The organism is Halomonas sp. TA22 (assembly GCF_013009075.1).
Lineage (GTDB): Bacteria > Pseudomonadota > Gammaproteobacteria > Pseudomonadales > Halomonadaceae > TA22.
Genome location: NZ_CP053108.1, coordinates 2,432,837 through 2,445,294 on the forward strand (window position 1 = coordinate 2,432,837; position 12,458 = coordinate 2,445,294).

11 protein-coding genes and 2 tRNA genes are annotated in these 12,458 nt (G+C 62.1%); 10 read left to right on the forward strand and 3 right to left on the reverse strand.

What is annotated here, in order from left to right; translation table 11 throughout:
- The first annotated feature begins 32 nt into the window (after positions 1 to 32).
- Both carB and greA read left to right on the forward strand, forming a co-directional pair.
- On the forward strand, positions 33 to 3,263 hold the full coding sequence (carB, locus tag HJD22_RS11385) for a carbamoyl-phosphate synthase large subunit (RefSeq protein ID WP_208655139.1): 3,231 nt from the start codon (positions 33 to 35) through the stop codon (positions 3,261 to 3,263).
- The gene (greA, locus tag HJD22_RS11390) at positions 3,260 to 3,736 is read left to right on the forward strand and encodes a transcription elongation factor GreA (RefSeq protein WP_208655138.1); all 477 of its coding nucleotides are present in this window, start codon (positions 3,260 to 3,262) and stop codon (positions 3,734 to 3,736) included. Before carB ends, greA begins: the two co-directional genes overlap by 4 nt.
- An 85-nt stretch (positions 3,737 to 3,821) precedes the next feature.
- On the opposite strand, the gene yhbY is transcribed toward greA, so the two are convergent.
- Positions 3,822 to 4,148 (reverse strand): ribosome assembly RNA-binding protein YhbY, encoded by a 327-nt coding sequence (gene yhbY, locus HJD22_RS11395; RefSeq protein WP_208655137.1) that lies wholly within the window; start codon positions 4,146 to 4,148, stop codon positions 3,822 to 3,824.
- A 135-nt stretch (positions 4,149 to 4,283) separates the two neighbouring features.
- Between yhbY and rlmE the strand changes: the two genes are divergently transcribed.
- The 8 genes from rlmE (at position 4,284) to HJD22_RS11435 (ending at position 11,005) form a co-directional block, all read left to right on the forward strand.
- Positions 4,284 to 4,964 (forward strand): 23S rRNA (uridine(2552)-2'-O)-methyltransferase RlmE, encoded by a 681-nt coding sequence (rlmE, locus tag HJD22_RS11400; protein WP_208655136.1) that lies wholly within the window; start codon positions 4,284 to 4,286, stop codon positions 4,962 to 4,964.
- Between the two features lie 188 nt (positions 4,965 to 5,152).
- The gene (gene ftsH, locus HJD22_RS11405; RefSeq protein WP_208655135.1) at positions 5,153 to 7,135 is read left to right on the forward strand and encodes an ATP-dependent zinc metalloprotease FtsH; all 1,983 of its coding nucleotides are present in this window, start codon (positions 5,153 to 5,155) and stop codon (positions 7,133 to 7,135) included.
- 170 nt (positions 7,136 to 7,305) lie between these two features.
- On the forward strand, positions 7,306 to 8,097 hold the full coding sequence (folP, locus tag HJD22_RS11410) for a dihydropteroate synthase (protein ID WP_208656834.1): 792 nt from the start codon (positions 7,306 to 7,308) through the stop codon (positions 8,095 to 8,097).
- Positions 8,094 to 9,440: a phosphoglucosamine mutase gene (gene glmM / locus HJD22_RS11415; protein ID WP_208655134.1), complete on the forward strand. Its 1,347-nt coding sequence runs from the start codon at positions 8,094 to 8,096 to the stop codon at positions 9,438 to 9,440. The genes folP and glmM overlap by 4 nt, the downstream gene beginning before the upstream one ends.
- A 99-nt stretch (positions 9,441 to 9,539) precedes the next feature.
- Entirely contained in the window at positions 9,540 to 10,289 is a 750-nt protein-coding gene (gene tpiA / locus HJD22_RS11420) for a triose-phosphate isomerase (RefSeq protein WP_208655133.1), read from the forward strand.
- 4 nt (positions 10,290 to 10,293) lie between these two features.
- Positions 10,294 to 10,653: a preprotein translocase subunit SecG gene (secG, locus tag HJD22_RS11425; RefSeq protein ID WP_208655132.1), complete on the forward strand. Its 360-nt coding sequence runs from the start codon at positions 10,294 to 10,296 to the stop codon at positions 10,651 to 10,653.
- 28 nt (positions 10,654 to 10,681) lie between these two features.
- A tRNA-Leu gene (locus HJD22_RS11430) sits at positions 10,682 to 10,768 on the forward strand.
- 118 nt (positions 10,769 to 10,886) lie between these two features.
- Positions 10,887 to 11,005, forward strand: a tRNA-Met gene (locus tag HJD22_RS11435).
- A gap of 168 nt (positions 11,006 to 11,173) precedes the next feature.
- Here the strand turns inward: HJD22_RS11435 and HJD22_RS11440 are convergent.
- Together HJD22_RS11440 and HJD22_RS11445 are read right to left on the reverse strand one after the other, a co-directional pair.
- Entirely contained in the window at positions 11,174 to 12,187 is a 1,014-nt protein-coding gene (locus tag HJD22_RS11440) for a tyrosine-type recombinase/integrase (RefSeq protein ID WP_208653690.1), read from the reverse strand.
- Positions 12,184 to 12,411 carry a DUF4224 domain-containing protein gene (locus HJD22_RS11445; RefSeq protein WP_208653689.1) on the reverse strand — a complete coding sequence of 76 codons (228 nt, stop codon included), beginning with the start codon at positions 12,409 to 12,411 and terminating at the stop codon, positions 12,184 to 12,186. Before HJD22_RS11445 ends, HJD22_RS11440 begins: the two co-directional genes overlap by 4 nt.
- Between the last annotated feature and the right edge of the window lie 47 nt (positions 12,412 to 12,458).

Here is a 12,458-nt window from a genome sequence, read left to right on the forward strand (position 1 = left end):
CGCCGTCTGTCCATTTTCTAGCGGGAACCGTCATGCCCAAACGTACCGACATCAAAAGCATTCTGATCATTGGCGCCGGCCCCATCGTCATCGGCCAGGCCAGCGAGTTCGACTATTCCGGCGCCCAGGCCTGCAAGGCGCTGCGCGAAGAGGGTTACCGAGTCATTCTGGTCAACTCCAACCCGGCCACCATCATGACCGACCCGGTGATGGCCGATGCCACCTATATCGAGCCGATCACCTGGCAGACCGTCGAGAAGATCATCGAGGCGGAGCGCCCCGATGCGCTGCTGCCGACCATGGGCGGCCAGACCGCACTCAACTGCGCGCTGGATCTCGACAAGCACGGCGTGCTGGAGAAGTACGGCGTGGAGATGATCGGTGCCAATGCCGATGCCATCAACAAGGCCGAGGATCGCGACCTCTTCGACAAGGCAATGAAGAACATTGGCCTGGCATGCCCCAAGGCCAAGGTGGCGCACTCCATGGACGAGGCGTGGGAGATCCAGGCCGAGCTGGGCTTCCCCACCATCATCCGCCCCTCCTACACCATGGGTGGCTCCGGCGGTGGGGTGGCCTACAACAAGGAGGAGTTCGAGGAGATATGTACGCGCGGTTTCGAGCTTTCCAACAACCATGAACTGCTGATCGACGAGTCGCTGCTGGGTTGGAAGGAGTACGAGATGGAGGTCGTTCGCGACAAGAACGACAACTGCATCATCGTCTGCGCGATCGAGAACTTCGATCCCATGGGCGTGCATACCGGCGACTCCATCACCGTGGCCCCGGCGCAGACGCTGACCGACAAGGAGTATCAGGTCATGCGCGATGCATCGCTTGCGGTGCTGCGCGAGATCGGCGTCGAGACCGGCGGCTCCAACGTGCAGTTCGGCGTCGATCCCAAGACCGGGCGCATGGTGATCATCGAGATGAACCCGCGGGTCAGTCGCTCCTCGGCACTGGCCTCCAAGGCCACCGGTTTCCCGATCGCCAAGATCGCCGCCAAGTTGGCGGTGGGTTACACCCTGGATGAGCTCAGCAACGACATTACCGGCGGCGCTACGCCGGCCTCGTTCGAGCCGTCGATAGACTATGTCGTCACCAAGATTCCGCGCTTCACCTTCGAGAAGTTCCCCCAGGCCAACGATCGTCTCACGACCCAGATGAAGTCGGTGGGCGAGGTGATGGCGATCGGGCGCACCTTCCAGGAGTCGCTGCAGAAGGCGTTGCGTGGTCTCGAGACAGGCAATGATGGTCTCGACTCCATCGTGACCGATTTCACCGGTGAGGCCATGGCGCGTATCAAGGGCGAGCTGCAGGCCGCCGGCGCCGAACGGATCTTCTACATCGCCGACGCCATGCGTGCGGGCATGAGTCTCGATGAGATCTTTGCGCTGACCAACATCGATCCCTGGTTCCTGGTGCAGATCGAGGATCTGGTGCTGCGCGAGCAGGCGCTGGTCAAGCGCTCGCTTACCGAGCTCGACGCCCGTGGCATGTTCCAGCTCAAGCGGCGCGGCTTCAGCGACGCACGCCTGGCGAGCCTGCTTGGGGTCTCCGAGCAGGCGCTGCGCAACACGCGCCACAAGATGGGCATCCGCCCGGTCTACAAGCGCGTCGACACCTGTGCCGCCGAGTTCGCCTCCGACACTGCCTACATGTACTCCACCTACGAGGAGGAGTGCGAGGCCGAGGTCTCCGATCGCAAGAAAATCATGGTGCTCGGCGGCGGGCCGAACCGTATCGGCCAGGGTATCGAGTTCGACTACTGCTGCGTACACGCCGCCTTCGCCATGCGCGACGATGGCTATGAGACCATCATGGTCAACTGCAATCCGGAAACCGTCTCCACCGACTATGACACCTCGGATCGCCTCTACTTCGAGCCGGTGACCCTCGAGGACGTGCTGGAGATCGCCGCCAAGGAGCAGCCGGTCGGGGTGATCGTGCAATTCGGCGGCCAGACACCGCTCAAGCTGGCCCGCGACCTGGAGGCGGCCGGCGTGCCGATCATCGGCACCACGCCAGACGCCATCGACCGTGCCGAGGATCGTGAGCGCTTCCAGCAGATGATCGACAAGCTGGGCCTCAAGCAGCCGCCCAACGCCACCGCGCGCAGCTTCGAGGAGGCCTTTGCCAAGGCCGAGGCGATCGGCTACCCGCTGGTGGTGCGGCCAAGCTACGTACTCGGCGGGCGTGCCATGGAGATCGTCTACGGCGCCTCCGAGCTCGAGAACTACATGACCCATGCGGTCAAGGTCTCCAACGATTCACCGGTGCTGCTCGACCACTTCCTGAATGCCGCCATCGAGGTCGATATCGACGCCGTCTCCGACGGACAGCAGGTGGTGATCGGCGGCATCATGCAGCATATCGAGCAGGCCGGGGTGCACTCCGGCGACTCGGCATGCGCGCTGCCGCCCTACTCGCTGCCCGCCGACGTTCAGGACGAGATGCGTGAGCAGGTCAAGAAGATGGCCGTGGAGCTTGGCGTCGTTGGCCTGATGAACGTGCAGCTGGCCTGGCAGGATGGCGAGATCTACGTCATCGAGGTCAATCCGCGAGCCTCGCGCACCGTGCCCTTCGTCTCCAAGTGCATCGGCATATCGCTTGCCCAGATCGCGGCGCGCTGCATGGCGGGCACCACGCTGGCCGAGCAGGGCTTCGAGCGCGAGATCGTGCCGCACTTCTACAGCGTCAAGGAGGCGGTCTTCCCGTTCAACAAGTTCCCGGGAGTCGATCCGATCCTGTCGCCGGAGATGAAGTCGACCGGCGAAGTGATGGGTAGTGGCGACACTTTCGCCGAGGCCTTCTACAAGGCACAGCTGGGCGCGGGCGAGGCGATCCCCAAGCTCGAAGGCGAGCGCAAGGCGTTCCTCTCGGTACGCGACCCGGACAAGGAGGGCGTTATCGAGGTGGCAAAAACTCTGCTAGGCTTGGGTTTCTCGCTATGCGCTACCCGCGGTACCGCCGTCTCTCTAGAGGCTGCCGGGCTGCCCGTGGAGACCGTCAACAAGGTCTTCGAGGGGCGTCCGCACATCGTCGATATGCTGAAGAACGATGACGTGGCCTATATCGTCAACACCACCGAAGGTCGCCAGGCAATCAGCGACTCTTCGGTGATCCGTCGTACGGCGCTTGCCCGCAAGGTGCCCTATGCCACGACTTTGGCAGGCGCCAGAGCGGTGTGCATGGCATTGGAGTACGGCAACGAGATTACCGTGCGGCGGCTACAGGAACTGCATGCAGGAGCAACGCAATGAACAAGGTCCCGATGACCGTCGCAGGCGAAGCCCGCCTGCGTGAAGAGCTCGAGCAGCTCAAGGGCGTCGAACGGCCCAAGGTGATCAACGCCATCGCCGAGGCGCGCGAGCATGGTGATCTCAAGGAGAATGCCGAATATCATGCGGCCCGCGAACAGCAGGGCTTCATCGAAGGGCGCATCCAGGAGATCGAGAGCAAGCTCTCCACCTCCCAGGTGATCGACGTCACCAAGCTGCCGCGCACCGGTAAGGTCATCTTTGGCGTGACCGTCGGGCTGCTCAATCTCGACACCGACGAGCAGGTGCGCTACCGCATCGTTGGCGAGGACGAGGCCGACATCAAATCGGGCAAGATCTCCGTTACCTCGCCCATCGCCCGTGCCCTGATCGGCAAGGAGGAGGGCGATGTGGTGGTGGTACAGACTCCCGGCGGCGAGGTGGAGTACGAGATCGAGAGTGTCGAGCATCTGTAGCCCTACCCGGCTGCAGAGGCAACGCGACGAGGCCGCCCAATGGGCGGCCTCGTCGTCAGTGGTATCGATACGCTAGGCGTGTCGCTCAGTGACGCCCGTGATGATTCTCGAAACGGGTGACATTGGAGAGCTTGGGGTTGGCCTTGGGGTTCCTGCGATAGAGCAGCGCCATCTTGCCGATGGTCTGTATGCGCTCTGCACCACTCTGGGCGATGAGCTCCTCGAGCATGGCGCTGCGCTCGTCGCGCTCGGCGATGGCGAGCTTGATCTTGACCAGTTCGTGGTCGTTCAGGGCACGCTCGAGTTCGGCAATCACGCCCTCGGAGATGCCGTTTTCCGAAACCGTGACCACCGGATTGAGGTGATGGCCGATGCTGCGGAATGCTTTCTTTTGTGCCTGTGACAAGCTCATGGTATCTTGGCGGTCCAGTTGCGCTGAACCCGCCATGGTACGGCGAAAGTGGCGCTAGCGAAAGCCTCGTTATCGTACGATTTCCGTTTTCCCTCGACTCACCCTTGATCCGCCATCCGATACACAGGTGATGCCGTGGTACGCTCCACCAGTTCCAGCAAGACCCCCTCCTCCCGCGCTAGCGCCGGGAAGAGCGGTAGCGCGAGCAAAACCAGTGCCAGTTGGCTCAAGGAGCACTTCGACGACCAGTACGTGCAGCGCAGTTGGCAGGATGGCTATCGCTCGCGTGCAAGCTACAAGCTTCTCGAGCTTGATGAGAAGGCCAAGCTGTTTCGGCGCGGCATGAGCGTGATCGATCTGGGCGCGGCCCCGGGGGGCTGGAGCCAGGTCGCCGCCGAGAAGGTCGGCGACAGTGGGTTGGTGATCGCCTCCGACATCCTCGAGATGGATGCGCTGGTCGGGGTGGAGTTCGTGTGTGGCGACTTCACCGAGGAGGAGGTGCTCGAAGCTATCCTCGCCACCCTCGCGGGGCGCCCGGTGGACCTTGTGATGTCCGACATGGCCCCCAATATGAGTGGTATGGCTGCCATCGATCAGCCTCAGGCGATGTATCTCGTCGAGCTGGCGCTGGATCTGGCGCGCCAGACACTGGCTCCCGGCGGCAACTTTTTGGCCAAGGTGTTTCAGGGGGAAGGGTTCGACGACTATCTGAAGGAGCTGCGCAGCAGCTTCGCCAGGGTAGTGACGCGCAAGCCCGATGCCTCACGCGCTCGCTCGCGAGAGGTCTATCTGCTGGCGGAGAAGTTTCATGGCTGATGGCAGGTGTCATCGGCTCAATCTGACAAGTGAATAGGCGTACTCTAACGCTCCGATAGAAAGACAGGCGTCGCGAAATGTGTCAGTGTCACGAACTAAGGTGGCCTGATGATTGAACATATATGCGGGCCTTAGTGTCGGAGTGTTACGCCGCTTGGCAGTTCGTTTTCAGCAATGAGGGTACTCCCTTGAATGATATGGCGAAGAACCTGATCCTGTGGTTGGTCATCGCGGCAGTACTGCTGACGGTGTTCAACAACTTCAATGTGGACACCTCGCCGCAGTCCATGAACTATTCGCAGTTCGTGCAGCAGGTACAGAACCAGCAAATCCGCAGCGTGACCATCGATGGCTATACCATTACCGGTGAGCGTGCCGATGGGTCGCAGTTCCAGACCATCAGGCCGGCCGCCGAGGATCCGCAGCTGATCAACGATCTGCTGAGCAACAACGTCACGGTGGTCGGCCGTGAGCCGCAGGAGCAGAGCTTGTGGACGCGGTTGTTGATCGCCAGCTTCCCGATCCTGATCATTCTGGCCATTTTCATCTTCTTCATGCGTCAGATGCAGGGCGGTGCCGGTGGTAAGGGCGGGCCGATGAGTTTTGGCAAGTCCAAGGCCAAGCTGCTCTCGCAGGATCAGATCAAGACGACCTTCGCCGATGTCGCCGGCTGTGACGAGGCCAAGGAGGAGGTCGAGGAGCTGGTCGACTTCCTGCGTGATCCGACCAAGTTCCAGCGCCTGGGCGGGACGATTCCGCGCGGCGTGCTGATGGTCGGTCCACCGGGTACCGGTAAGACGCTGCTCGCCAAGTCGATCGCCGGCGAGGCCAAGGTGCCGTTCTTCTCGATCTCCGGTTCCGATTTCGTCGAGATGTTCGTCGGCGTCGGTGCCTCGCGGGTACGCGACATGTTCGAGCAGGCCAAGAAGCAGGCACCCTGCATCATCTTCATTGACGAGATCGACGCCGTGGGCCGTTCGCGCGGCGCCGGCATGGGCGGCGGCAACGACGAGCGCGAGCAGACGCTCAACCAGCTGCTGGTGGAGATGGATGGCTTCGAAGCCAACGAAGGCATCATCGTCATCGCTGCGACCAACCGCCCCGATGTGCTTGACCCGGCCTTGATGCGGCCGGGCCGTTTCGATCGTCAGGTGGTGGTGGGGCTGCCCGATATCCGCGGTCGCGAGCATATCCTGGGCGTTCACCTGCGCAAGGTGCCGCTGGCCGAGGACGTCAAGCCGGCCTTGATCGCTCGCGGTACGCCGGGCTTCTCCGGCGCCGATCTGGCTAACCTGGTCAATGAGGCGGCGCTGTTCGCGGCCCGCCGCAACAAGCGTCTGGTCGGCATGGAGGAGCTGGAGCTGGCCAAGGACAAGATCATGATGGGCGCCGAGCGCAAGTCGATGGTCATGACCGACAAGGAGAAGCTCAACACCGCCTATCACGAATCTGGTCACGCGATCATCGGCCTGGTGATGCCGGAGCACGACCCAGTCTACAAGGTCACTATCATTCCGCGTGGCCGTGCGCTGGGTGTGACCATGTTCCTGCCCGAGCAGGATCGCTACAGCCTGTCGCGTCAGCAACTGCTCAGCCAGATCTGCTCGCTGTTCGGCGGCCGTATCGCCGAGGAGATGACGCTTGGCCCGAATGGGGTCACTACCGGTGCCTCCAACGACATCAAGCGTGCCACCGAGCTTGCCCACAACATGGTAGCCAAGTGGGGCCTCTCCGACGAGATGGGGCCGCTGATGTACGATGAGGATGAGTCGCATCAGTTCCTGGGTGGCCCCGGGCAGGGTGGCAGCAAGCTGCGTTCCGGTGAGACCACCACACGGCTGGATAAGGAGATCCGTCGGATCATCGACGAGTGCTATGCACAAGCCCAGCAGATCCTCGAGGACAATCGCGACAAGCTGGATGCGATGGCCGAGGCGTTGATGAAGTACGAGACCATCGATGCCGATCAGCTCAAGGACATCATGGAGGGTCGCCCGCCCCGTCCGCCGAAGGATTGGGATGACGATGCCGGGACGCCGTCGCCGATCGTCGACAAGCCGGAGGCCTCGAAGCCCGAGGAGCCGACAGTGGATGATGGCGATGAAGAGGAGGGCGAGAGCGATAGACGGCGTCGCCCCTCCGATCCGCTGGGCGGGCCAGCGGGCAGCTGATTGCCAGCCATGTGTCACTCCATCAAGGCGCCCTTGGGCGCCTTGATGCATTTCCGTCTCACCCCCCGGGCCTGTTAAAGTGGTGATTTCAGCAGGGCCCCGATATGAGCGACACTAACGCCGTCTTGCACTGCGGTCGGCACCGCCTCGATCTCTCCTATCCCCGCGTGATGGGGATTCTCAACGTGACTCCCGACTCCTTTTCCGATGGCGGGCGACACATCGCCTTGGATGATGCTCTGCGCCATGCCGAGCGCATGCTGGCGGAGGGCGCCGCGATCATCGATGTCGGCGGCGAGTCGACTCGCCCAGGCTCTGTATCGGTCTCCCCCCAGCAGGAGCTGGACCGAGTGGCGCCGGTGGTGGAGCGGCTGGTGCGCGACCTCGATGCACTCGTTTCGGTGGACACCAGCACTCCCGAGGTGATCGAGCAGACCGCGGCACTGGGAGCTGGCATGATCAACGACGTGCGCTCCCTGCAGCGTGAAGGCGCCCTGCTGGCGGCGGTCAGGAGCGGACTGCCGGTGTGCTTGATGCACATGCTTGGCGAGCCCGGCGACATGCAGAAGTCGCCACACTATGATGATGAGGTGGAGATCGCCGTGGCGGCCTTCCTCAAGTCGCGTATCGAGGCATGTGAGGCGGCTGGGCTGCGTCGTGAGCGTTTGATTCTCGATCCGGGTTTCGGCTTCGGCAAGACGGTCGAGCACAATCTGCGCCTGCTCAACCGCATGGCGCAGCTCAAGACATTCGGCATGCCGCTGCTCGTTGGTATGTCGCGCAAGAGCATGATCGGAAAGGTGTTGGAGCGGCCAGTCGAGGAACGCCTGGCCGGTGGAATCGCTCTGACCGCGCTGGCGGTGGAGCGAGGTGCAAGGATTATTCGCGTTCACGATGTCGGCTCCAGCGTGGATGCGGTCAACATGACCTGGGCCGTGCTTAAGGAAGGCTTCGATACATGAGTAGACGCTACTTCGGCACCGATGGCATTCGCGGCACTGTCGGTGACTACCCCATTACCGCCGACTTCATGCTCAAGCTGGGCTGGGCAATGGGACGCGTGCTGGCCGAAGAGGGCCGCTCGAAAGTGTTGATCGGCAAGGACACGCGCATCTCCGGTTACATGTTCGAGTCGGCGCTGGAGGCGGGGCTCTCCGCCGCCGGCGTCGATGTCTCGCTGCTCGGGCCGATGCCAACTCCCGGTATCGCCTACCTGACCCGCACCTTCCGTGCCGATGCCGGCATCGTCATCTCCGCCTCGCACAACGCCTTTGCCGACAATGGCATCAAGTTCTTCTCCGCCGAGGGTACCAAGCTGCCCGACGCACTGGAGACGCGGATCGAGGAGATGCTCGACCAGCCTCTCACCACGGTGAAGGCGGCCGAGCTGGGCAAGGCAGTGCGCATCAACGATGCTGCCGGGCGCTATATCGAATTCTGCAAATCGACGATTCCCGACCGCCTCAGCCTGCATGGGCTGAAAATCGTGCTCGACTGCGCTCATGGTGCCACCTACCACATCGCACCCAGCGTATTTCGCGAGATGGGGGCCGAGGTGAGCGTGATCGGTGCCAGTCCCGATGGGCTCAATATCAACCAGCAGGTTGGCTCGACCTATCCTGCCGCGCTACGGGCGGCGGTGATTCAGCAGGGTGCCGACCTGGGGGTCGCCTTCGATGGCGATGGCGATCGCGTTCTGCTGGTGGATGCCGACGGGCGTGAGGTCGACGGCGACGACATTCTCTACCTGATCGCCCGCGACCGGCATGCACGGGGCGACTTGGGCGGCGGCGTGGTCGGCACGCTGATGTCCAACTTCGGGCTGGCCGCGGCCCTCGAGCAGATGGGCGTGCCGTTCGAGCGCGCCAAGGTTGGCGACCGTTACGTGATGGAGAAGCTCGACGCCAACGGCTGGATGCTGGGAGGCGAATCCTCGGGCCATATCGTCTGCCGCCATGTCCAGACCACGGGAGACGGCATCGTCTCGGCGCTGCAGGTAGTGGCGATCATGGTGCGTAAGGGGGTGTCGCTAGCACGCCTGCTGCAGGGCTTCGAAAAGGCGCCCCAGGAGCTGGTCAATGTGCGGCTGAAGGCGACGACCGACCGTCAGGCACTGCTGGCAAGCGAGGCGCTGAAGCAATCCGTGGCCGCAGTCGAAGCCGAGCTTGGCGACGAAGGCCGCGTGTTGCTGCGCCCCTCGGGTACCGAGCCACTGATTCGAGTCATGGTAGAGGGGCGCCCGCACCTCGATGTGTCCGGTCTTGCTCGCCGCTTGGCGGCGGATGTCGAGACGCTGCTCGACTGAGATTCATGGCACCTGCGGCGCTAACTGGTTGTCAGCCGCAGGTTGTCATGCTAGGGCTGCTCCTATACCATTTCGCTCCACCTTGAAAGAGGATAGCCCATGCGCATGCCGCTGATTGCCGGAAACTGGAAGATGAACGGCTCAACCGAGTTGGTCGAGTCATTCGGACGCGCCTTTTCCGACGCCGCTCTGCCAGCGCCGTTGGAGATCGCCATTTTTCCTCCGTTTCCCTATTTCGAGGTGGCGAGGCGGGTTTTCTCCGAAACGCCGGTGCTGCTTGGTGCCCAGACGCTCAATCCGCTTCACTCCGGGGCGCATACCGGCGAGGTGAGCGGCAGGATGCTCAAGGAGTTCGGCGTCGCCTATGCACTCGTCGGTCATTCCGAACGTCGCCAGCTCTATCGTGAGAGCGACAGACAGGTATACGATCGCCTGCTCGCTGCGCTCAGCGCCGATATCAACCCCATTCTCTGTGTGGGCGAGACGCTGGAAGAGCGTGATGCCGGCCGTACCCGGGACGTCGTGCTGCGCCAGGTCGGTTATGTCATGGCGCTGCTCGAACCCGAGCAGCGCGCCAGGGTGACGATCGCCTACGAGCCGGTCTGGGCGATCGGTAGCGGGCGTACGGCAACGCCCGAGCAGGCTCAGGAAGTCCTGGGCGAGATCCGCGCCTATCAGGCCAGCTTCGACAGGGATCTTGCCGCAGGGCTGCGCCTGCTCTATGGCGGCAGCATGAATGCAAGTAACGCGGCTGAGCTATTGTCCCAGCCGGACATCGACGGCGGCCTGGTGGGCGGTGCCTCACTCAAGGTCGACGATTTCCTAGCCATTTGTCAGTCAGCAGGTTGAAATCATGCAAGTTGCCATTCTCATGATCCATGTGGCGATCGCCATCGCCCTGGTTGTGCTCATTCTGCTGCAGCAGGGCAAGGGCGCCGAGGCCGGTGCGGCCTTTGGTGGTGGTGCCTCTCAGACCGTGTTTGGCTCGCGGGGCTCGGGTGGCTTCCTGTCGCGCTTCACGGCGGTGTTGGCGGCCTCCTTCTTCGCGACCTCCATGGCGTTGGCCTACTTCGCCTCCGAAGCAGGGCAGGCACCTGAGGCGGGAATTCCTGATGCACGCTTGATCGAGCAGCAAAGAAGCATTCCGACGCTTGACGATCAGGCCAACGACGTGGATAATGCCGCGCCAGTGCTTGAGGAAAGCGGTGAGTAAACGCCGTACTTAATCTAGCACCCCCATTGCCGAAGTGGTGGAATTGGTAGACACGCTATCTTGAGGGGGTAGTGACCTTACGGTCGTGCGGGTTCAAGTCCCGCCTTCGGCACCATCTGTAGCAGATGTCTCGTAATGTAAGGTCATCTGTTTCAGCAGTTAATCTGTATTGCGGCAACCCCGGCCATCTTGACGTAGTAGGTGCTGGGGAATATAATTGCCGACCTGTGATGCGGGGTGGAGCAGTCTGGTAGCTCGTCGGGCTCATAACCCGAAGGTCATCGGTTCAAAGGTCTTGAAAACCGGCAAGGGTGAAAGCCCTTCCAGGGTTCGAATCCCTGTCCCTCCGCCACTTTATTCAAGGGAATCAGCTATTTAGCTGGTTCCTTTTTTGCTTTCTGAGGGTCGAAAAAGGGGCAAAGTATAACGCGGGGAACACATGCCGTTATACTGATCGACCTGGACCGGCAAGGAATAGACGAAAGTCTGATCCGACCGGCAATGAATGGCATGCCAAAGTCTACTCTACGATGAAGGCGTCGGCGCCCAGCGCGGATACCTTGAGCACCTGCTTGGCGCGCAAATAGATCTCGGTGGTGCGGCGATCGCTATGCTGAAGATTGGTCTGCACGTCGATGCCCTGGCGCTCGGCGTCGGTCGCGTGCTTAGCGCGAAGGTCATGTTCGGTGAATCGCTCGATCATGCCTTCTGTCATCGCTTTCTTCATTCCGTACTGCCAGCGTGAGTGGAACTGATCCTTGTTGTAGGGCATGCCGTCTCGCTTGCAGAACAGGGTAGGGCCTTGTCGCCCGCGCGATAGGTTGTCCGCCTTGATCTCATCCACGAGCTTTCCGAGCTCGTCGTCCCACGCGATCACAGCCTGCTTCCCCACCTTGCTGGTGCGCAGCAGGATGCCGTCTGGCCCAAGCTGATCGAGACGCAGGCCCAAGAGATCCTTCTGGCGCAGCCCGGTCTTGTACTTGAGCAGGGCGTAGCGGCGCACCCAGGGGGAGGTGAAGCGCAGAAATCGGGCGAATTCAGCATCGGTGACATAGCGGTCCCGCGGCTTGAGCTTGAACTTCGCTACCGGGTCGGCCGGGTTGTGCTCAAGGACTCCCCAGCGCTGGGCGAAGCGGAAGATGTGCTTGAGCAGTGAGAGTTCGTGATTCGCTTGCGTCTTGGACTGCGCGCCCCGTGCATCCATGTAGCGGTAGACATCGTGGACGGTGATGTCCTCCGGCTCGCACTCAGCGAATACCAGGCGCAGCCGCTTGAGTTCGTCGAGATTGGACTTCCGTGTCGCGGGGCTGGGCTTCGCCGGGATGATCTCCGCTTCGTACTTGTCGAAGAGCCTTCCCATTCCCGCCTTGGGGAACAGTCTCGGTGCCCAGGCGTTATACTCCGCCCGTGCGTCTTCGACGGTTTCACCCAGCCTGATCCATGACTTGCCGACCAGCGCCTTCTGCCGTGCGTTGCACTTGTATCGCCAGGCGCCGCTTTTCCAGTAGACGCGAGGAATGCCGACTTCGCTCATGCGCCCAGCGCTCCGATGTTCGGGCGCTTGCGGTCCTGGTTGGCCGGCGCGCTGCCGCAGAACACTTCCTCTACGTGGCGCCGCCCGACCAGCACCTGGCCGGCTTCGTTGTCTTTCCAGCGGATTCCCATGCGTTCCAGCGCTTCGCGCTGCTCCTTGCCTCGTTTTCGCCCGGTGAGCTGTTCGAGCTCGTCGGGCGTCAGGAAGAGTGTTCTCATCGCCATGATGACCTCTATGCGTCTGATCAAAAAGGCGCTGCCAGGGCCTGGAA